The 21,173-nt window shown below is 37.2% G+C and carries 18 protein-coding genes; 14 read left to right on the top strand and 4 right to left on the bottom strand.

The window, feature by feature from the left end; translation table 11 throughout:
* Positions 1 to 112: 112 nt before the first annotated feature.
* Both HR057_RS06855 and HR057_RS06850 read right to left on the bottom strand, forming a co-directional pair.
* The gene (locus tag HR057_RS06855) at positions 113 to 808 is read right to left on the bottom strand and encodes a Crp/Fnr family transcriptional regulator (protein WP_374724183.1); all 696 of its coding nucleotides are present in this window, start codon (positions 806 to 808) and stop codon (positions 113 to 115) included.
* A 204-nt stretch (positions 809 to 1,012) separates the two neighbouring features.
* Positions 1,013 to 1,711, bottom strand: a complete 699-nt coding sequence (locus HR057_RS06850) for a Crp/Fnr family transcriptional regulator (protein WP_173730688.1) — start codon at positions 1,709 to 1,711, stop codon at positions 1,013 to 1,015.
* 278 nt (positions 1,712 to 1,989) lie between these two features.
* Here HR057_RS06850 and argC point away from each other — a divergent pair, with 278 nt between their 5' ends.
* From argC to clpB, 9 genes are all read left to right on the top strand, one after another.
* Positions 1,990 to 3,027, top strand: coding sequence for an N-acetyl-gamma-glutamyl-phosphate reductase (gene argC / locus HR057_RS06845; protein ID WP_173730687.1), 1,038 nt, complete (start codon positions 1,990 to 1,992; stop codon positions 3,025 to 3,027).
* 41 nt (positions 3,028 to 3,068) lie between these two features.
* Positions 3,069 to 4,301: a bifunctional glutamate N-acetyltransferase/amino-acid acetyltransferase ArgJ gene (argJ, locus tag HR057_RS06840; RefSeq protein ID WP_173730686.1), complete on the top strand. Its 1,233-nt coding sequence runs from the start codon at positions 3,069 to 3,071 to the stop codon at positions 4,299 to 4,301.
* A gap of 51 nt (positions 4,302 to 4,352) precedes the next feature.
* On the top strand, positions 4,353 to 5,132 hold the full coding sequence (gene argB / locus HR057_RS06835; protein WP_173730685.1) for an acetylglutamate kinase: 780 nt from the start codon (positions 4,353 to 4,355) through the stop codon (positions 5,130 to 5,132).
* Positions 5,133 to 5,150: 18 nt separating this feature from the next.
* Positions 5,151 to 6,308 (top strand): acetylornithine transaminase, encoded by a 1,158-nt coding sequence (locus tag HR057_RS06830; protein WP_173730684.1) that lies wholly within the window; start codon positions 5,151 to 5,153, stop codon positions 6,306 to 6,308.
* A gap of 98 nt (positions 6,309 to 6,406) precedes the next feature.
* Complete coding sequence (locus HR057_RS06825; RefSeq protein WP_173730683.1) at positions 6,407 to 7,492, top strand: carbamoyl phosphate synthase small subunit; 1,086 nt, start codon at positions 6,407 to 6,409, stop codon at positions 7,490 to 7,492.
* Positions 7,485 to 10,622 (top strand): carbamoyl phosphate synthase large subunit, encoded by a 3,138-nt coding sequence (locus HR057_RS06820; RefSeq protein WP_173730682.1) that lies wholly within the window; start codon positions 7,485 to 7,487, stop codon positions 10,620 to 10,622. The genes HR057_RS06825 and HR057_RS06820 overlap by 8 nt, the downstream gene beginning before the upstream one ends.
* Entirely contained in the window at positions 10,623 to 11,582 is a 960-nt protein-coding gene (gene argF / locus HR057_RS06815; RefSeq protein WP_173730681.1) for an ornithine carbamoyltransferase, read from the top strand.
* A 604-nt stretch (positions 11,583 to 12,186) separates the two neighbouring features.
* Positions 12,187 to 12,369: a YjzC family protein gene (locus tag HR057_RS06810; protein ID WP_173730680.1), complete on the top strand. Its 183-nt coding sequence runs from the start codon at positions 12,187 to 12,189 to the stop codon at positions 12,367 to 12,369.
* Between the two features lie 249 nt (positions 12,370 to 12,618).
* A complete protein-coding gene (gene clpB, locus HR057_RS06805) occupies positions 12,619 to 15,237 on the top strand; it encodes an ATP-dependent chaperone ClpB (protein ID WP_173730679.1) in 2,619 nt (872 codons plus the stop codon).
* A gap of 110 nt (positions 15,238 to 15,347) precedes the next feature.
* Here clpB and HR057_RS06800 read toward each other — a convergent pair whose 3' ends face one another.
* On the bottom strand, positions 15,348 to 15,536 hold the full coding sequence (locus tag HR057_RS06800) for a YjzD family protein (protein WP_173730678.1): 189 nt from the start codon (positions 15,534 to 15,536) through the stop codon (positions 15,348 to 15,350).
* Between the two features lie 90 nt (positions 15,537 to 15,626).
* Complete coding sequence (locus HR057_RS06795; protein ID WP_173730677.1) at positions 15,627 to 15,941, bottom strand: DUF3997 domain-containing protein; 315 nt, start codon at positions 15,939 to 15,941, stop codon at positions 15,627 to 15,629.
* 656 nt (positions 15,942 to 16,597) lie between these two features.
* On the opposite strand from HR057_RS06795, the gene HR057_RS06790 reads away from it, so the two are divergent.
* From HR057_RS06790 to fabF, 5 genes are all read left to right on the top strand, one after another.
* The gene (locus HR057_RS06790; protein ID WP_173730676.1) at positions 16,598 to 17,527 is read left to right on the top strand and encodes an NAD-dependent epimerase/dehydratase family protein; all 930 of its coding nucleotides are present in this window, start codon (positions 16,598 to 16,600) and stop codon (positions 17,525 to 17,527) included.
* A gap of 105 nt (positions 17,528 to 17,632) precedes the next feature.
* Positions 17,633 to 18,586 carry a BMP family ABC transporter substrate-binding protein gene (locus tag HR057_RS06785; protein WP_173730675.1) on the top strand — a complete coding sequence of 318 codons (954 nt, stop codon included), beginning with the start codon at positions 17,633 to 17,635 and terminating at the stop codon, positions 18,584 to 18,586.
* A gap of 20 nt (positions 18,587 to 18,606) precedes the next feature.
* A complete protein-coding gene (locus HR057_RS06780; protein ID WP_173730674.1) occupies positions 18,607 to 18,792 on the top strand; it encodes a ComZ family protein in 186 nt (61 codons plus the stop codon).
* 111 nt (positions 18,793 to 18,903) lie between these two features.
* Positions 18,904 to 19,836: a beta-ketoacyl-ACP synthase III gene (locus tag HR057_RS06775; RefSeq protein ID WP_173730673.1), complete on the top strand. Its 933-nt coding sequence runs from the start codon at positions 18,904 to 18,906 to the stop codon at positions 19,834 to 19,836.
* A 69-nt stretch (positions 19,837 to 19,905) separates the two neighbouring features.
* The gene (gene fabF / locus HR057_RS06770) at positions 19,906 to 21,144 is read left to right on the top strand and encodes a beta-ketoacyl-ACP synthase II (protein WP_173730672.1); all 1,239 of its coding nucleotides are present in this window, start codon (positions 19,906 to 19,908) and stop codon (positions 21,142 to 21,144) included.
* The last annotated feature ends 29 nt before the right edge of the window (positions 21,145 to 21,173 follow it).

Genomic DNA, 21,173 nt, shown 5'->3' with positions numbered 1-21,173 from the left:
GAATTCGCTCTTTTTTATTTACATATTTTGCCCTAGAGTGATGTTCTTCACTTTCATATATGAATGGTTGCGTTAAAATGAATTTATCTTTAGCTGATTGCGAAACTCTAAATTAATCAATGTTACACAGTTCTGGTGGGCAATCTTCGCAGTTGATTTCACGTTTTAAATAATTTAAGTCATGAATTGTAATTTTTCCTTTATTAATAGAAATAATATTATCTTTTCTAAGGTCACTGAGCATTCGGTTTACACTTTCACGTGAAGTACCACAGAAGTTGGCAAGCTCTTGGTTTGTTAATGGGATATTGATTAAAATGCTGCCATCATCCCGTTTAACACCATAGCTGTTCGTCATTCTAATTAATGTGGAATAGAGGGCTCCTTTTTTTCCATGAAGAACAAGATCGCGGAATTTTGTTTGAGTTCTCCTGAAGTGGTCGCTCATCCATTTCATAAATTCATAAGCGAGGGCACTGTTTTCTAAAAGTTGCTGTTCTAAAAATTCTTTTTTAATAACAGCAACCTCACCGCTCTCAAGAACTTTTGCATTCAGAAGGTATTTTGCTTCATTCGTAAAAAGAGTGAGTTCGCCGATAATATCACCAGCAGTACAAATGCGCAACGTTAATTCTTTGCCATCTTGAGAAATTTTGCTTATTTGTACTCGACCTGAGCGTAAAATGTAAAGTTCATTTGCTGGCATACCTTCTTGAAACAAAAATGTTCCTTTTTGTATATTCATCGTATGATCAGACGAATTTAATAGTTCTTTTAAGTTTTCCGGAATTTGATTCTCTTTTTTCAATGGGTGTTCTAACATAGGAAAACCACCTTTCGGCAAAATTCGCCAAAATTTCGTGCATAATACATAATAATAGTTAAAAGGAAAAAGGTATTGAAGTCAATAATTAACCGTATTACCACTGTCTATAATTATTTATATAAAATTAGTTAGAAAAAGACGGAATCATTTGGTTCCGCCTTTTCCATAGGATTCCATTTTTTCTTATCAATATTCAGCGGTTTCAACGAACATTTGGCAAAAATCGCACCAATTATTAATAATAATATTTTTTTCATCCATTGAAACTAAATCTTGTTCTCTTAGTTTCGATAGCACCCGGCTTACACTTTCACGGGTTGAGCCTATGATATTGGCCAGTTCGGAAACTGATAATGGGATTTCGATTTTAACACCTTTTGCTGTTTTGCTTCCGAATTCGCGGGCTAATCGTTCGATCGTTTTTACTGTTTTTCCATACACATCTAATAATGCAATATCACGCAAAACGGAGGTAAACGAACGAAGCTGAGCACCCATAAACCGGATCATCTCTACAGAGAGTTCTGGATTCATTGCGATAACTTCTTCCAAATCAGATGTTAATAAATACAAAACTTCAGTATCAGAAATTGTTTGCGCAGTACCAGGGTAAAGGGTGTTTGGTTCGCAAAACAATGATGCTTCGGCAAAAATATCACCTGCACGTTTTAAGCAAACAATTAGTTCTTTCCCCTGTGAATTAATTTTCTTAATTTTCACAAGTCCGCTCTTTACAAAGAAAATTGCTTTCGCTTCGTCTGATTCATGAAAAATATATTCACCCTTCTTGAAACTAGCTGTTTTTACCTTTGTACTTAGCGCATGAATAATATGTTCTGGCAAGTCTTTAAAAAAAATAATCCCCTTTAAAAATTCTAAGTACATCGCTTCGAACCTCCTCCCAAAATAAACAAACAGTAAACAAACTTTCCTTATATCTACAATCAATTATTCATCACGTGTCTCTCTTCTCTTCTGATTATAATTTTCATTTGATTATTTTGGTGTGATATTTTTCACTAAAACTCCTTAATTTCATGCATCATTGAAATTATTCGTGAATAAAAAATAATGAAAAATTAATAAAAATACATTTGATTTTATTTTTATGCAATTATATAATTAATACTAAATTTTAAAAATTGTTCGAGCGGAGGTTAACGATGAAAGTAGCAATTGTGGGAGCAACCGGTTATGGGGGAGCAGAATTAATACGATTATTAAATCATCATCCTGAAGCTGAAATTGTTACATTGCATTCATCTTCTCAGCAAGGGTTGAAATATAGTGAATCATATCCACATTTACACGATATTTGGAATGATAACTTAGTAGATATTAATCCAGAAGAAATGGCCAAGAAAGTTGACCTCGTTTTTTTAGCAACGCCTTCAGGCATATCTAGTAAACTGACACCGCAGTTAAAAGAGCAAGGTCTAAAGGTGATTGATTTATCCGGAGACTTGCGTTTGAAAAATAGTGAAGATTATGAACGGTGGTATAAAAAGGACGCAGCTCCAAATGAAATTTTAGAGGAAGCGGTGTACGGACTGCCAGAGTGGTTTAAAGAAGAGATTCAAAACGCTGAGATATTAGCGAATCCCGGCTGCTATCCGACAGCTGTAACTCTTGGGCTCGCTCCGTTGCTTCAACAAGATCTCATTGCATTAGATACACTTATAATAGATGCAAAATCAGGCGTTTCTGGTGCGGGACGGTCACCATCAGCTGCAACTCATTTTGCGGAATTGAACGATAATTTTAAAATATACAAGGTTAACCAGCACCAACATATTCCAGAAATTGAACAAACATTAAGGCGATGGAATGAAGCCGTTCAGCCAATTACTTTTAGCACACATTTAGTCCCAATGACAAGGGGCATCATGGCAACGATGTATGCGAAAGCAAAATCCGAGTTTTCAACAGAGCAACTTTTGGAAATTTATTATGAGGCTTATCATGAAAAACCTTTTGTAAGAGTACGGCCAAAAGGGGTATTCCCTTCAACCAAAGAAGTTTATGGTTCCAATTATTGCGACATTGGTTTAGCATATGATGAAAGAACAGGAAGAATAACGGTTGTTTCTGTTATTGATAATTTAGTAAAAGGTGCTGCCGGTCAGGCCATTCAAAACTTTAACATTATGATGGGATTAGATGAGAGAACCGGTTTGAATTTTATCCCAGTTTATCCGTAATAAATAATTTAGCATTTATTTTTAAGGAGAGACCAACAGTGATGATCGAAGGAAAAAACGGACTTATTAAGAAAGTCAATAACGGTGGAATTACAAGTCCAAAAGGCTTTAAAGCAACAGGTGTTTGCGCCAATATACGTAAAAAAGACAAATTGGATGTAGGCATCATTATTAGTGATGTACCTGCGAGTGCTGCTGCTGTTTATACATTAAATAAATTTCAAGCAGCTCCTCTAAAAGTAACGAAAGAGAGCATCAAGTCAGAAGGAAAAATTCAAGCTATTATTTGCAATAGCGGAAATGCAAATGCATGCACTGGTGAGCAGGGTGAAAAAGATGCCTATACAATTCGGAAAGAAACAGCAGCGAAGTTTTCGCTTCCAGAGCATTATGTAGCTGTTGCATCAACCGGCGTTATCGGTGAATTGATGCCAATGGATCAAATGCTTTCAGGAATCAAGGCTCTAGAACCTGTTTCATCAATAGAAGGTGGCGAACTTTTTAGCAAAGCAATCATGACAACTGACCTTGTTCCGAAAACAACATGTTATGAAATTGAAGTGGACGGCAAGACAGTCACAGTTGCCGGTGCTGCGAAAGGTTCTGGAATGATTCATCCTAACATGGCAACGATGCTTGGGTTTGTAACGACAGATGCACTGGTTGAATCAGATGTTTTGCAAGAGGCTTTGCGGTCTATTACGAACAAAACATTTAACAGGATTACAGTTGACGGCGATACGTCAACAAATGATATGGTGCTTGTCATGGCGAATGGTTTGGCGGAAAATGAGACGCTGACACCTGCACATCCTGATTGGGACCTCTTTTATGGAGCTTTGCAAAAAGTTTGCGAAGATTTGGCAAAAGCAATTGCAAGAGATGGAGAAGGAGCAACGAAGCTTGTTGAAGTACAAGTTGAAGGTGCGCTATCTGATGAAGATGCTGGAAAAATTGCGAAAAGCATCGTAGGCTCTTCATTAGTAAAAACGGCTGTCCATGGTGCGGATGCAAACTGGGGTCGGATTATTGCCGCGGTCGGTTATGCAGGAGTTGAAGTGGATCCGACGAAAGTTGATGTATTTATTGGTGACATTCAAATGTTGAAAGAAAGCCAGCCAATCGCATTTTCTGAAGAGGATGCTACTAATTATTTAAAAGGGGATGAAGTCGTTATAAAAGTACATCTCCATCTTGGAGAGGGCCGTGGTAAGGCTTGGGGATGCGACCTATCTTATGATTATGTAAGGATTAACGCTAGTTATCGATCATAATTTTTTATAGATAAATTTCTAGCTACTTTTCTTGGAAAGGAAGGGCTAATCTTGAATGATATCGTATTAATAAAATGTGGCGGCAGTACGCTTGAACAACTTAGTGATAAATTTTTTGAAAGTATTGCCGATTTAATAAAATTAGGCAAAAAGCCGGTAATCGTCCATGGTGGAGGACCTGCTATCGGCGAAATGCTAGCTTCATTAAATATTGAATCTGTATTTGTTGACGGCCTAAGAAAAACGACAGCAGAAGTGATGGAAGTCGTTGAAATGGTTCTAGCAGGTAAAGTAAACACATCAATTGTAGGCCGTCTTCAAAAAACTGGCGTTAAAACAATTGGTTTAGCAGGTGTTGATGGGCAGCTGTTAAAAGCAAAACCGATTAATTTCGAACAGCTTGGCTATGTCGGAGAAATCGAACAAGTTAACGCTCAGTTTCTGCTGGAACTCATATCGATCGGATTCGTTCCAGTTATTGCGCCAATCGGTGTTGATGATGCTGATCAAAGGTACAATATTAATGCTGATACAGCTGCTGGAGCGATCGCTAAAGCAATTGGTGCAGAGCAACTTTTATTTGTAACTGATGTACCTGGAATTTTGAAAGATGGAAAATTGATTGAGAAAACGACGCCAGAAGAAATTGAAGAAATGATTGAAGATGGGACAATTTATGGTGGCATGTTGCCAAAAGTAAAAGCTGCCATTGATTCATTAACAGGGAATATTAAAGAAGTCATTATAGTAAATGGCAAAGATGCAAGAATTGTGCATGATGGTCAAATTATCGGAACAAAAATTGTGAAAGAAAATATTCTTTCAATTTAATATATAGAAGGTGAAAGAATGAGCGCATTATTTCCAAACTATGCTCGTTGGGATATAGAAATTGTTGAAGGAAAAGGAACAAAAGTTATCGATAAAAATGGAAAAGAATATTTGGACTTTATTGCTGGCATTGCCGTATGCAATTTAGGGCATCGTCCTCCAAAAGTACAGAAAGCCATTGAAGAGCAGTTAAATAAAGTATGGCATGTGTCCAATCTTTTTCAAGCAAGTCACCAAGAAGGTGTTGCAAAACTATTAACAGAACATTCCGTAGGCGATTACGTATTTTTCTGCAATAGCGGTGCTGAAGCAAATGAAGCGGCCATTAAAATTGCAAGAAAACATACCGGCCGCCATAAAATCATTACATTTAAGCAGTCATTCCATGGACGTACATTTGCAACGATGACTGCAACCGGTCAGGAGAAAATTCATTCCGGTTTTGGACCGTTGCTTCAAGAATTTATTTATCTACCATACAATGATGAAAATGCAATTGAAGAGGCAATGAACGATGAGATTGCCGCCGTTATGCTTGAAGTTATTCAAGGTGAAGGAGGCGTTAACCCCGGAGAAGATGCTTTCCTAAAAAAATGCCAGCAATTGTGTGAAAAATATGGGGCGTTATTCATCATAGACGAAGTCCAAACGGGTATTGGAAGAACTGGAAAAGCATTTGCTTACCAACATGCAGACCTTTCCCCTGATATCATTACGGTGGCTAAGGGGCTTGGAAGCGGATTTCCAGTTGGAGCGATGATCGGCAAAGCTCATTTAAAAGATACGTTTAGTCCGGGCACACACGGTTCGACATTCGGAGGAACGCCGCTTGCGATGGCTGCAGCAAAAGCAACGTTGGAAGAAATTTTCCAAGCGGAATTTTTACAACAAGTTCGTGAAAAAAGTGAATATTTCTTAACGAAACTTAATACAGAGCTGGATAACATTCCGTTCGTTAAGCAGGTGAAAGGAAAAGGATTGTTGCTTGGCATTGAATGTGATCAAGATGTAAGTCCTTTCATCGAAGAAATTCATAAGCAAGGGTTACTCGTATTAACGGCAGGACCAAAAGTGATTCGCTTGTTACCTCCACTTACTGTTTCCTTTGAGGAAATCGATCAAGCAGTCCAAATATTAAAACAATCTCTTCAGTCATTCGCAAAAGTTGGATTGTAATAAATGTCCTAGCTTTCGAAAGGGCTAGGAAATTTTTTGTCCGTAGTGAATAAAAATACTTAAATTTAAATAAATATTCGTCGTTGGGGTGTAAAATAGTGAAAGGTTATCTTGTTTTAGAAAATGGCGATCAATTTGAGGGATCTTGGATCGGTCAAGTGCCAGAAAAGCCAGTTGAAGGGGAAGTCGTGTTTTTTACAGGTATGACGGGTTATCAAGAAGTACTTACAGACCCTTCATTTAAAGGACAAATTGTCGTGTTTACGTATCCACTTATCGGGAACTATGGTATTAACGAAACGGATTTTGAAAGTGTAAAACCGCAAGTTTCCGGCGTTATCATTTGCGAATCAAGTGACGGAAACCATCATTATGAAGCGGTTCATACGTTTCAAGAATATATACAAAAATGGAATATCCCGCTTTTAGCCCACATCGATACGCGAGCTGTCGTCAGAAGAATTCGTACGCAAGGGGTTATGGGTGGACAAATGGTTTCACATCCAGAACAGGCAACGTTTGAAAACTATCAGACGATTGAAGAAAAAATGCTTATCAGCGAAGTTTCAACGAAGGAAATCCAATCATATGGTGATGGTTCTTATCATGTTGTTTTAGTCGATTTCGGCTATAAAAAATCGATTTTAACTTCATTAATGGAAGCTGGCTGCAAAGTTACGGTTGTACCTTACAACACGCCATATGAAACGATTCAGGCCATGAGACCGGATGGAATTATGTTATCAAACGGACCTGGAGATCCAAAACAAATGGAGTTCCACTTGCCTGTAATCAAGAAACTTGTTCAAAATTACCCGACTTTAGCGATTTGCCTTGGTCATCAGTTAGTGGCGCTCGCTTTTGGTGGAAATACGAAAAAATTGAAATTCGGCCATCGTGGGGGCAATCAGCCTGTGATGGATTTAGATCAGAAAAAAGTGTTTATGACATCGCAAAACCATACTTTTGTCGTTGATGAAGACAGTTTAAAAGGAACGGGATTTAGAATTCGATATTTGAATGTAAATGATAAATCGGTAGAAGGTATGACTCATCTTCACCTTCCAGTGATCTCGGTGCAGTTTCATCCTGAAGCACATCCTGGACCGAGCGACAGCGCATGGATTTTCGATGATTTTGTCAGCTTGATGAATAGTGTAAGGAGAGAAAAAGTATATGCCTAAATCTAATCACATCAAGACAGTACTTGTAATCGGTTCAGGACCGATTGTCATCGGGCAGGCAGCCGAGTTTGATTATGCCGGCACACAAGCATGTTTAGCATTGAAAGAAGAAGGCTTGCGCGTTGTTCTTGTCAATAATAATCCGGCAACAATTATGACCGACGAAGTGAATGCAGATGCTGTATATTTTGAACCTTTAACTGTTGAAAGTATCGAAAAAATTATTCAAAAAGAACAACCTGATGGCATCTTGGCAACGCTAGGGGGGCAAACGGGCTTAAACTTAGCTCTTTCACTGCATGAAAAAGGGATATTAGAAAAATATAATGTAGAGCTTTTAGGAACACCGATTGATTCCATCCAAAAAGGGGAAGACCGTGAAGCGTTTCGCGCCCTTATGCATGAATTAGGCGAGCCTGTCCCAGAAAGCGAAATTGTAGAAAATATTGATGGTGCCGTACAATTCGCTGAAAAAGTAGGTTTTCCAATCATCGTCCGTCCAGCCTATACATTGGGAGGCTTTGGCGGTGGGATTGCTTATGATTTAGATACATTCGTTGATCTTGTCCGCAGTGGTCTCGATGCGAGTCCGATCACTCAATGTTTAGTTGAAAAAAGCATTGCCGGCTATAAAGAGATTGAATATGAAGTAATGCGGGATTCTGCTGATACATGCATTACGATTTGTAGTATGGAAAACATCGATCCTGTAGGCATTCATACCGGTGATTCAATTGTTGTAGCTCCGGCGCAGACATTAACGGATATGGAATATCAAATGCTGCGTTCTGCCTCCATTAAAATAATCCGAGCGCTCGGCATTATTGGAGGATGCAATATTCAATTTGCATTAGACCCATACAGCAAAAACTATTATTTAATTGAAGTTAATCCGAGGGTGAGCCGCTCTTCAGCACTAGCATCTAAAGCTACCGGTTATCCAATTGCCAGGATTGCTGCAAAATTAAGCCTCGGCTATACATTAGATGAATTATTAAATCCTGTAACAGGGCATACGTATGCCAGCTTTGAGCCAACAGTCGACTATGTCGTTGTCAAATTTCCACGTTGGCCATTTGACAAATTTCCAAGCGCCAACCGTTTGCTTGGCACGCAAATGAAAGCAACCGGTGAAGTGATGGCCATTGACCGCAATTTGGAAAGTGCCTTGCAAAAAGGAATTCGCTCATTAGAAATTGGGGCAATTGGATTAAAACATAAATCTATTACGAAAATGGACGAAAACGAGCTTTGGCAAATCGTAAAAAATGCAGATGATCGCCGCTTCTTTGCCATTTTGGAACTATTAAGACGAGGCGTTGAAATAAAGCAAATTGAACAAGAGACAAAAATTAATAGCTTTTTCCTCTCTTGTTTTGACCGATTAGTAAAAATGGAACAAGAAATTGAAGCATCTACAATTGATACACTGACAGAAGATTTTATGAAAAGAATAAAAAAATATGGATTCTCTGATTCCTACTTAGCTTCTGTCTGGAATGTGGATGAGTTGGAAGTAAGAAATGTAAGGAAACGTTTCAATATTAGAGCCAGCTATAAGATGGTTGATACTTGTGCAGCTGAATTTGAAGCGAATACGCCATATTATTATTCAAGTTATTTTGGTGAATGTGAAGTTGAAAAGAGCGATAAGAAAAAAGTTTGCATCATCGGTTCCGGACCAATTCGTATCGGCCAAGGAATTGAATTTGACTACAGCTCTGTTCACGGTGTATTAGCTCTTCAAGAAGAAGGCTATGAAACGATTATGATCAATAATAACCCGGAAACGGTGAGCACAGATTATGAAATGGCTGACCGATTATATTTTGAACCGTTGACATTGGAAGATGTTTTAAATGTTCTCGAAGTAGAAGAAACAAATGATGTAATCGTTCAATTTGGCGGGCAAACAGCAATTAATTTAGTGGCAGCATTGGAAAAAGCTGGTGTGAACATTCTTGGTACAACTGAAGACGTCATTGATCAGCTTGAAGATCGTGATCGGTTCTATCAATTGTTAAGAAAAGTCGATGTTCCTCATATTCCTGGAGAAACAGCTTACAATGTGAATGATTTATTAGAAAAAGCAGAAAAAATTGGATTCCCATTGCTGTTAAGACCATCGTATGTCATTGGCGGACAAGGGATGATTATTTTAAATAATGAACAAGAATTGAAACAACTAATCAATAACCAAGAAGATAAAGTATTTCCGATATTACTTGATGCTTACGTTGCTGGTAAAGAAGCAGAAGTGGATGTATTAACTGATGGAAAAGAAATTTTAATTCCAGCAATTATTGAACATATTGAAAAAGCTGGTGTTCATTCCGGGGATAGCACAGCGGTTTTACCGTCAATTTCCATTTCTGAAATTGAAAAAGAGTGTATTGTTGAATATTCAAAGCGGATTGCTGCAGAATTAAATTTTAAAGGAATTATGAATATTCAATTTGTCATAGCTAACGGCAACGTCTATGTATTGGAAGTAAATCCTCGTGCAAGCCGTACGGTGCCAATTTTAAGTAAAGTAACAGGAGTGCCTGTCATACAAATTGCGACAAAATTATTGCTTGGGAAATATTTAAATGAAATAACTGATCAAAAAGGGCTATTGCCTGATCGCCCTTATATAACGATTAAATACCCAGTGTTCTCAACAATTAAGTTGGCAGGACTTGATCCAGTATTAGGACCTGAAATGAAATCTACCGGTGAAGGAATTGCTATTGCTGAAACGAAAGAAGAAGCATTTTATAAAGTATTCCATTGGAACGAGCAAAAAGCCAATAATAAAAATGAAGTCTTTATTGACGAAAGCAACCTAAATCCTGAATATGTAGAGGAAATTAGCCAACGCATTCGTAATGCAGGCTTAGTTGTAGCGACTGGCGTTGATTACAAAAAATGGGTGCAAAAGCCAGAAGCACTTGCCCTTATTAGCCTGTCTAAACAAAAAACAGAAGAAGAAATCGAAAAAAGACAATTGGCTATCAAATATCGCATACACGTCTTTACTGAATGGGAAACCGTAGAAGGCTTTTTAATCGGAAATAAGGAAACTAATTTTACAGTCACATCCATTCAAGATTGGTTGGCAAAATCTAAAACGAAAGAAGTGGTTTAAATGAGTTTAACAACAAATATTCCAATTCCAAAATTACATGTAGAAGATTTGTTAACATTAATTGATTTAACACAAGAAGAAATAATAGATATTATTAAAGCTGGAATCGAATTAAAAAAATTGCATAAAGCAGGTCAAACGTTAGACATATTAAAAGGAAAAACAATGGCTATGATTTTTGAGAAATCATCAACACGTACCCGTGTTTCCTTTGAGGCTGGCATGACTCAGTTAGGTGGGCATGCGATCTTTTTAAATAGACAAGATACTCAATTAGGAAGAGGAGAACCAATTTCTGATACAGCTGAAGTTTTATCAGAATATATTGATATCATTATGATTCGAACATTTGAACATGAAAGAGTTGTTGAATTGGCAAAACATGCTTCCATTCCGGTCATTAATGCGTTAACAGATGATTTCCATCCATGTCAGGCATTGGCTGATTTAATGACTGTTTATGAATTAAAGGGAACTTTCAAAGGACAAAAATTAGTTTATGTAGGGGATGGCAACAATGTTGCCCATTCATTAATGATCGGTTCTGCGAAAGTAGGGCTTGATTGTGTGGTCGCTTGCCCGAAAGAATATGAACCGAAGCCTGAAGTTGTAGCAATTGCTAAACAAATTGCTAAAGAAACTGGAAGTGTTCTTGAAGTTGTCAATGATCCAATTGAAGCAGTGAAAGATGCAGATTTCGTCTACACAGATGTTTGGACTAGTATGGGATTCGAAGATGAAGCAGCTGAGAGAATTGCTAAACTTCAACCATACCAAGTGAATGAAGAATTAATGAAATATGCGAAACCTGATTATTCGTTCATGCATTGCCTCCCAGCACACCGTGGTGAAGAAGTGACAGCAGATATTATCGATGGTCCTCATTCTGTTGTAGTGCAAGAAGCAGGCAATCGCCTTCATGTTCAAAAAGCATTAATTTTAGGTTTATTAATTAAATAATTGATATGAAAAAAGGCTGGATTCAAAACCAGCCTTTTTTGCTTCGTAAAGTAATTGGCTCTTTTCAATAAAGATTGTTAAACTGTACCAAATTTTTCTATAATAAATAATAAATCTGGGAATGATGTGTATTTTAAGGTTACCCTTGGTAATTATAGCGATACATTAAGTAATCATTCATTTTGTCATTCTTTACTTTTGGTTGGCAAGAGGAATGTGAAGTTACCACACAAATTTGTTCTTTAAAATTACTATGTTTTTGACTACCTTGCCACAATGGATGAACTTTTTTGCTCTTTTCACTTATTATCTCTCACTTATTCCCTTATAGCAAAAATCTATACGAAAAAAACTTGTAATTAAAAATAAATATTAATGGTTTTTATGTGAATGCGTTGCTGTTTATTGCTTAATCTAAATTTAAATAGGATTCGCTCAACAATTATCTTAGGATTTTTTAAGAAAAATGGTTATATCAAAATTAATAATACTGACTTATTTATCGAAGTGCTAAATGTGGAAATTTAACATTTTGTTTCATTCATGAGTTTTTTCGGATCGGAAATAATAAGAGTGATCCTTTCAATAGAAGGAGGTTTTTACGATGGGACAACCACGGCATTTTCGAGCCGGCCAAAAAGCACCAAATAACGGTGTTTACGTAGAAATTGGTGAAACAGGCTCTATGGTTAAAAATCCGAAAATGGTAAAGCTTGAAGCAGGGGATACTTTCCCAGAAAACTCAAATCATAACCGCGTATGGACGTATAAAAGTAAATTTAAATAAAATTACTGCTTTTAAACCCGCCTGAACACATTCAAGGCGGGTTTTTTGAGAGGTAAGGTTTTTAGCTTGTACAATCTGGGGGAGTGAATTTCCCTTTTGTATGAGATGAAATTCCTGTATTTCTAAAATTTTGTTGAACTTTTGTAACAATACACTCGTTCCACTTGTATTTTACCAAAAAAACATCCTATAATATATATAGGTCAAAAATGGTCAAACAATTCCTTAAAGGGAAGTGGAGTGGTTTTCATGGACATGAACAAAATGACGGAAAAAACGAGGGAAGCTCTTGTTAATGCACAGTCACTTGCAGTGCGAAAAGGGCATCAGCAAGTCGATGTCGAGCATGTTTTGCAAGCCATGCTTACTCAGGAAGAAGGGCTTACAAATAGTATCTTACAAAAGTTAAATATCAACACACAGACCGTATTAGCTCTTGTGGAAACAGCGTTAAAGAAGATACCGCAAGTATCAGGTTCTGGCGTTGAATCTGGGAGCGTCTATATTACACAGAGGCTGCAAGCGTTATTAGTCCGTGCTGAAGATGAAGCGAAAAGGTTAAAAGATGAATATATTTCAGTTGAACATTTGCTTCTTAGCATGACGGATGAAAAGCCAAATACAGAGACGGCTAAAATTTTTAAGCAAGTAGGGCTTAACCGTTCTTCATTGTTAAAAGCTTTGGCAGATATACGAGGAAATCAAAGGGTGACAAGTCCGACGCCGGAAGTTACATATGATGCATTAAAAAAATATGGACGTGACTTAGTGGAGGAAGTAAAAAAAGGGAAAGTTGACCCGGTCATCGGACGCGATGCTGAAATTAGACGGGTAATCCGGATATTGTCCCGAAAAACGAAGAATAACCCAGTCTTGATTGGAGAGCCAGGGGTTGGGAAAACGGCTATCGTTGAAGGGCTTGCTCAGCGGATCGTTAGAAAAGATGTTCCGGAAGGATTAAAGGACAAAACCATTTTTGCCTTAGATATGAGCGCCCTTGTTGCCGGTGCGAAATACCGTGGTGAATTCGAGGAGAGGTTAAAAGCCGTTTTAAATGAAGTGAAAAAAAGCAACGGCCGAATTTTACTATTCATTGATGAATTGCATACAATTGTAGGCGCAGGAAAAGCTGAAGGGGCAATGGATGCTGGAAATATGTTAAAACCGATGCTAGCTCGCGGTGAGCTGCACTGTATCGGTGCAACAACATTAGATGAGCATCGGAAGTATATTGAAAAAGATCCTGCTCTTGAACGAAGATTCCAACAAGTGCTTGTTGAAGAACCTACTGTTGAAGATACGATTTCTATTTTAAGAGGTTTAAAAGAACGATTTGAAATCCATCATGGTGTGAACATTCATGACCGAGCGCTTGTCACAGCAGCCGTCTTGTCAGACCGTTACATTACAGAGCGCTTTTTGCCGGATAAAGCCATTGACCTTATTGATGAAGCGTGCGCAATGATCCGGACTGAAATTGATTCGATGCCAACAGAATTAGATGAAGTGATGCGAAAAATTATGCAAATGGAAATAGAAGAAGCAGCACTTAGCAAAGAAAAAGATCAAGCAAGTTTGGAAAGGTTGGAAAATTTAAGGAAAGATTTGGCTAATTTAAAAGAAAAAGCACAGCGAATGAAATTAAAGTGGGAAGAAGAGAAAAAAGGATTGCAAGAGATTCAACAGCTTCGCGAACAAATTGAAAAAGCAAGAAGAGAGCTTGAAGATGCAGAGGCGAAGTATGATTTAAATAAAGCAGCTGAATTAAGGCATGGACGAATCCCTGCTTTGGAAAAACAGTTGAAAGAAAAAGAACAAAAGTTGGCAGAGACTGAAAAAAACGGTCGGCTTTTACGTGAAGAGGTTACAGAAGAGGAAGTAGCTTCTATTGTGGCGCGCTGGACAGGAATTCCAGTTTCAAGACTTGTGGAAGGAGAAAGGGAAAAACTTCTTCGTTTAGAACAAATTTTGCACGAGCGGGTCATTGGTCAAGATGAAGCGGTGCAACTTGTCAGCGATGCAGTTATAAGAGCGCGAGCTGGCATTAAAGATCCGAATCGTCCAATTGGTTCATTTATTTTCTTAGGTCCAACCGGTGTCGGGAAAACAGAGCTAGCAAAAGCTTTAGCTGAAAGTTTATTTGATAGTGAAGAACAGCTCATTCGCATCGATATGTCGGAATATATGGAAAAGCATGCTGTATCTAGACTAATCGGTGCACCACCAGGCTATGTGGGATATGAAGAGGGAGGTCAATTAACAGAAGCCGTCAGAAGAAAACCGTATTCAGTTATTTTGTTGGATGAAATCGAAAAAGCCCATCCAGAAGTGTTTAATATTTTATTACAAATGCTTGATGATGGAAGGGTTACTGATTCAAAAGGCCGTGTCGTAGATTTTAAAAACTCGGTCATTATCATGACATCAAACATCGGCTCAACGTATCTTTTAGAAGGATTCAACAATGATGGAACGATTTCTGAAGAAGTACGGGAGAAGGTACTGGGGCTTTTACGTCAGCATTTCCGTCCAGAATTTTTAAATCGTGTAGATGAAACGATTTTGTTTAAACCTCTTTCGATTAATGAAATTACTGGCATTGTTGAAAAGCTTATTAAGGAGCTTGAAAAGCGACTTGAGGACCGCCATATTAAAATGACACTTACTGATAAATTGAAAATGTATATTGCAAAAGAAGGTTTTGATCCAGTATATGGAGCACGGCCATTAAAACGATTTATTCAACGCTTTATTGAAACAAAAGTGGCAAGGGAAATTATCGCCGGAAATATAACAGATGGATCAAATGTAACCATTGATGTAGAAAATGGTGAGTTAAAAATAAATGTAAATAAAGGATCAAATTGATTGAAAACGAAAGAGGCTGAATGTTAAAATTCAGCCTCTTTTCTCTAATTTCAACATAAGTGAAATATAGAGGTTTATCCGATCGATAAAAAGTACTTGATTACGAACCATTAATGATGGGATTCATGTGGTTCGTTTGGAACGCCAGCTTCACCAAGGAAGATAATAATAATTGAAAAGACTGCTGTTAGAAATACACCTTGCATGAAGTCATATGTACTGCCAGTCATGCTGCTGACAACGTAGACAAGCATTTGGCTTAATAAAAATGTCCAAAAAACCGTCCATAAAATACGCATCTAAAAATCACCTCATATAAAGACATTCTTTTTTAATATTACCATATGTTAACCAAAAAATATAGGTAAATGCATTTGCTTTTTTAAAATTTAACACACATTTAAGTATAATATACAAGAATAAGATGAAGGGACCAAAAACTTTATTCGATTTAAGCTCAATGATCCAATAAAAAGGTGTTTTTCATCCGGAATCTTGTATCCATTATTACTTTTTGGATCTTCTACTAAATTTAGTTGCTTAGAGATAATATGCTCATCATTCCATGCAACTTCAATTACCTTCGGAGGAATAGTGGGCTCCTCAAACACAACATCATTTATTCTAGGTGAAATTTTAACTTCATGGCCTGACATTTTTATAATCGAATACCCCCCAGGTAGCTCGATAACAAAATCGACCAAACCTTGACACCCTATTAAAAAATGGATAGAATTCCATATTTTTCTTCTCTTCCTTTTATTAAACTTTTGAACCCTTCCATTATGTTACATTTTAATATTTTACCAAGTAATGGTAATCCAACTATATCCTACTGTTCCGCATTAATAAATGGAAATTGTGACTGGATTCCATATCCAAAATATACCAATCCAATTAAAGGTGAAAAAAAGGTACAAAAACAATAATTGTAAAATAATACAAATTTGAAACTTTATAGTAATATACAAATAATTCCATCGGACGGACGATCGAATGAGATTATAAAAATCCAACAATGTTTATTGTGTTTTTTCAAAAATGACCAACGTTGTTGTGAATATGCATTTTCTGTCAATGTTCCAATGAAAAGGAAATAAAAATATTGAATCTTTTACATGAGTAAAAATACTTTTTATGGTGGGAAGGAAAAAGAGGATATGCGGACCAATATTTTTGTTGAGAATAGAATATATCTTTATAAAAACGTCAGTGAATGAAGCTTTTTCATTCCATTTATTCAGAAACACATCATTGCTCATTTATTTGAAAAATTAGAAGGATTACTGTAATTGTTGAATTTAATTCTTTTTTCTCTCGACGTGCATACGTATGTAATAAAAACTTTGGAGGCATTTTTATGAAAACAGCCATTGTAATCGGGACATTAGGTTTTATAGGTTTTTCGCTTACGAAGCGGCTTTTGGATGAAGGCTATCAAGTAGTCGGTATAGATATATGTGCTGACGGTTCTGATTTGATCAAAGAACAGAAGCTTTCGGAAATTGTCCGGAATAGTCAATTTTATTTTGTAAATAAACGAATTGAAGACGTGCATTTGCCGGAAGTTGCTGATACTGTTGATGCCATCTATGATTGCATGTATGAACAGGATGTTCAAGATGAAAATGTTTGTGAAAAAATTTCAGTCGGAAAATCGACATTACAGAAAATCATGAAGTTTTGTGCGGAACAACATAGTAAATTTGTCTATTTGTCTTCTTTTGAAGTTTTTAAAGAAAATGTTAACCTTCATGGTGGTGATCCTTTTCTTATAAAAGAACCCCGCAATGCGATCGGTCAACTTAAGCTAGATCTGGAACAAGAAATTGAAACTTTCAGCTCTAGCAATGAGGGATTTACTTATTTTATTTTAAGACTGCCTACCATTTATGGACCATGGCAGCCGCCATCAATGACTTTTCAACAGCTTATTGAAGGAAATACTGCTCCAACGCTTGATCCGATTCAAGAAGATGCCATTTTTATAGATGATCTAATAGAAATTTTAATAAATATCGACCAATTCCATTCGCTTGAAAATAAAGCAACCGTTGTGTATAGCAACAAAAAAGATCAATGGCAAAAAGCTTTCCGTTTATTAATAAATGATATTAAATCCGATTCAAGTTTGGTTGGTGAAGACCGTTACGTTGAAGCAGTAAAAATCAATCAAGATCCTTATAATACATTAAGCGAGTATATAAAAACATCGATTGAGACAGGGCTTTTACAACAGAAAAACCACTATCAGCATTTGGAACGTTTAAGAAAATTAGGACTTTTATAAGTTAAACAAATAGTTGTTCAGCATATTTATTGATAATTCTTTTACATCTTTGTCATTGAATAGTAAAATAGTAATGTTAGAGAGAAATAGGGAGGGGCTGATTTTTTGAAGAAGCTTCTTTTTGTACTGTTTGCAGTTGCTCTTTTAGTGAGTGCATGTGGACAACCAGTCAAAAATTTAGCAAAACCAAAAGTAGGTTTGCTTTTGCCTGAAACGATTAATGAACCAGTGTGGGGAAGTGAAGGTTACAAGGGGTTATTGAAGATACAATCAGCTTTAAATGCCGATGTATTTTATAAAGAAAATGTTAAGACGAAAAGTGCTGTTAAGGAAGCTATAACAGATTTTGAAGACAAAGGTGTTACGCTCATTTTTGGTCATGGTAGTGAATACGGGCCGCTTTTCAAAGATTTACATACTCAATTCCCGGATTTAGACTTCATTTATTTTAATGGAACTTTTACAGCTGATAATGTGACAAGCTTGCAGTTTGAATCACATGCCATGGGGTTTTTCGGCGGAATGATTGCTGCAAAAATGAGTAAAACAAATCGAATTGGTGTGATTGCCGCTTTTGATTGGCAACCGGAGGTACAAGGATTTATTGAAGGAGCCAAATATCAAAAACCTGATATAAACATTAATGTACGTTATACAAAAAGTTGGGGAAATGAAAAAAAAGCGCTTAAAATCTATAAGGAAATGGAAGCATCTGGTGTAGATGTTTATTATCCAGCAGGTGATGCTTTTAACATCCCTGTTATCGAAGCAATTAAACAAGATGGCCATTATGCAATTGGCTATATATCTGATCAGTCGGATTTAGGAGAAGCAACCGTGCTGACAAGCACCATTCAAGATATAGGAAAACTTTATGAAAAAGTCGCAGCTGAATATATGACAGGAAATTTTGAACATGGTATTAAATCTTATGATTTTCAAGATGGTGTGATTTCTTTAGGAAAGTTTAGCTCAGAGGTTCCTAAAGATTTTATGGTTGAAATCAACAAAGCAATTGAATTATATAAATTAACAGGGAAACTTCCAAGTCATTTATAAATGATAGAGAGGTGAATGAAATGAATCAAGAAAGAAATATGAAATTTATGCAAATAGCGATGAAATATTTACCGGAAGCACAAGAGTTGTTAAAAGAAAAAGGATTGGAAGTACAAATGGAAATGATGCAACCGATGCTTAATTTATTATTAAAAGCGATGAATGATGCTTATGAGCTTGGTGCAAGCGAAGCAAAAAATAATTAAGCAAATAGAGGGGTTGACGGAAAGAGTTGACCCCTTTAAAATTAGTACCAAGTCATAATATTTGATAACAATACATATAATGTATGTAAAAAAGCAAAGGAGCTGCGTAAAGTGAATGCTGGAATTATTGGGATTGGTCGATACCTTCCTGAAAAGATTGTAACAAATGCTGATTTAGAAAAGATCATGGATACTTCAGATGAATGGATTCAAACACGTACAGGAATAAAAGAAAGAAGAATTGCACCTGATAACATTGATTCTTCTGATATGGCTTATTTTGCTGCAGAAAAGGCATTAAAAGATGCTGGAATTACAGCTGAAGATATTGAATTAATTTTAGTGGCAACTGTAACACCTGACTATCCATTTCCTTCAGTTGCTTGCATGGTCCAAGAGAAATTAGGTGCAATAAATGCGGCAGCGATGGATATTAGTGCTGCATGTGCCGGATTTATGTATGCAATGGTGACAGCACAGCAATTTATTAAAACAGGTGCGTATAAAAATGTGCTTGTCATCGGTGTGGAAAAGCTTTCAAAAATTATTGATTGGAATGACCGCAATACAGCTGTATTATTTGGTGATGGAGCTGCTGCAGCTGTGATGGCACCTGTGTCAGAAGGTAGAGGAATTCTTGCTTTCGAATTAGGTGCTGACGGTTCGGGAGGAAAACACCTTTACCAAGATGAGTATATTATCATGAACGGGCGCGAAGTGTTTAAATTTGCTGTCCGTCAAATGGGCGAGTCTGCCATCAACGTAATTGAAAAAGCAGGTTTAACGAAAGAGGATGTCGATTTCTTAGTGCCACATCAGGCGAATATTCGCATTATGGAAGCGGCAAGACAGAGACTTGAGTTGCCTGAAGAAAAAATGTCCAAGACGGTCGCAAAGTATGGAAATACATCTTCATCTTCCATTCCGATCGCGCTTGTGGAAGAATTAGAAAATGGTAAAATAAAAGATGATGATATTATCGTAATGGTAGGTTTTGGCGGAGGATTAACTTGGGGTGCTATTGCTCTAAAATGGGGCAAATAACTAGCAGGATAATATTAACTAGAATTATAATAAAATAGAAAATTTTTAAGTGAAAGGTGGCATTGCGGAATGGAAAAAAGGCGCGTAGTAGTAACTGGCCTTGGTGCTGTAACGCCCTGCGGCCTAGATGTAGAAACAACTTGGAATAATGTTATTTCAGGCGTATCAGGAATTGGTGAAGTAACAAGGGTGAATAAAGATTTATTCCCTGCTAAAGTAGCAGCTGAAATAAATGATTTTAAACCAGAAGATTTTATGGATAAAAAAGAAGCACGCAAAATGGATCGTTTCACTCAATATGCTGTGGCGGCTTCTTTGATGGCTGTAAAAGATGCTAACTTAGAAATTACGGATGAAATTGCACCTAGAGTTGGTGTTTGGATTGGTTCCGGTATCGGCGGAATGGAAACTCATGAAGAGCAGCATAAAATTTTTCTTGAAAAAGGCTATCGCCGCGTAAGTCCTTTCTATGTACCTATGATGATCGCAGATATGGCAGCAGGTCAAGTATCGATTGTTTTAGGGGCAAAAGGTGTAAATGCGTGTACAACAACAGCTTGTGCTTCTGGAGCTAATTCAATTGGTGATGCTTTTAAAGTGATTCAGCGTGGAGATGCTGACATTATGATTACTGGTGGTACGGAAGCACCTATTACAAATATGGCTTTCGCAGGCTTTTGCATGGCTAAAGCGCTGTCTACAAATCCGGATCCGAAAACGGCTAGCCGTCCGTTTGATTTGAACCGGGATGGATTTGTCATGGGTGAAGGTGCCGGTATTCTAGTTTTAGAATCTTTGGAATCAGCGTTAGCGCGCGGGGCTAGAATATATGCGGAAATTGTCGGCTATAGTGCAACAGGGGATGCTTATCATATTACAGCACCAGCTCCTGGCGGAGAAGGCGGCGTAAGAGCGATGAAGCAAGCTCTGAAAGATGCTGGATTAAATCCTGAAGATATTGATTATATTAATGCCCATGGGACAAGCACAGACTATAATGATAAATATGAAACGATGGCGATCAAAGAAGCGTTTGGAGAACATGCTTATAAGCTGGCAGTCAGCTCTACGAAGTCTGTTACAGGACATTTGCTTGGAGCTGCTGGTGCGGTAGAAGCCATCTTCTCAGTTAAAGCGATTGCTGATGGCATCATTCCTCCAACAATGAATTTAGAAACACCAGATCCAGAATGTGATTTAGATTACGTTCCTAACCAAATGCGGAAGCAGCCAGTCAATGCTGTATTATCCAACTCATTAGGATTCGGCGGACATAATGTTTCCCTTATCTTTAAAAAATATGAATAATAAAAAAGCTAGCGGAAAGCTAGCTTTTT

Source organism: Calidifontibacillus erzurumensis (assembly GCF_013303125.1).
Classification (GTDB): Bacteria; Bacillota; Bacilli; order Bacillales; family Bacillaceae_J; genus Calidifontibacillus; species Calidifontibacillus erzurumensis.
The sequence above is the reverse complement of the archived record's forward strand: the minus strand, read 5'-3'. Positions and strand labels throughout refer to the sequence as shown.

Bases quoted from the DNA above. Each gene is read 5' to 3' on its own strand.
- HR057_RS06850 (WP_173730688.1), bottom strand. From the start codon at position 1,711: ATGTACTTAGAATTTTTAAAGGGGATTATTTTTTTTAAAGACTTGCCA.
- argC (WP_173730687.1), top strand. From the start codon at position 1,990: ATGAAAGTAGCAATTGTGGGAGCAACCGGTTATGGGGGAGCAGAATTA.
- argJ (WP_173730686.1), top strand. From the start codon at position 3,069: ATGATCGAAGGAAAAAACGGACTTATTAAGAAAGTCAATAACGGTGGA.
- HR057_RS06830 (WP_173730684.1), top strand. From the start codon at position 5,151: ATGAGCGCATTATTTCCAAACTATGCTCGTTGGGATATAGAAATTGTT.
- HR057_RS06820 (WP_173730682.1), top strand. From the start codon at position 7,485: ATGCCTAAATCTAATCACATCAAGACAGTACTTGTAATCGGTTCAGGA.
- argF (WP_173730681.1), top strand. From the start codon at position 10,623: ATGAGTTTAACAACAAATATTCCAATTCCAAAATTACATGTAGAAGAT.
- HR057_RS06810 (WP_173730680.1), top strand. From the start codon at position 12,187: ATGGGACAACCACGGCATTTTCGAGCCGGCCAAAAAGCACCAAATAAC.
- clpB (WP_173730679.1), top strand. From the start codon at position 12,619: ATGGACATGAACAAAATGACGGAAAAAACGAGGGAAGCTCTTGTTAAT.
- HR057_RS06800 (WP_173730678.1), bottom strand. From the start codon at position 15,536: ATGCGTATTTTATGGACGGTTTTTTGGACATTTTTATTAAGCCAAATG.
- HR057_RS06790 (WP_173730676.1), top strand. From the start codon at position 16,598: ATGAAAACAGCCATTGTAATCGGGACATTAGGTTTTATAGGTTTTTCG.
- HR057_RS06780 (WP_173730674.1), top strand. From the start codon at position 18,607: ATGAATCAAGAAAGAAATATGAAATTTATGCAAATAGCGATGAAATAT.
- fabF (WP_173730672.1), top strand. From the start codon at position 19,906: ATGGAAAAAAGGCGCGTAGTAGTAACTGGCCTTGGTGCTGTAACGCCC.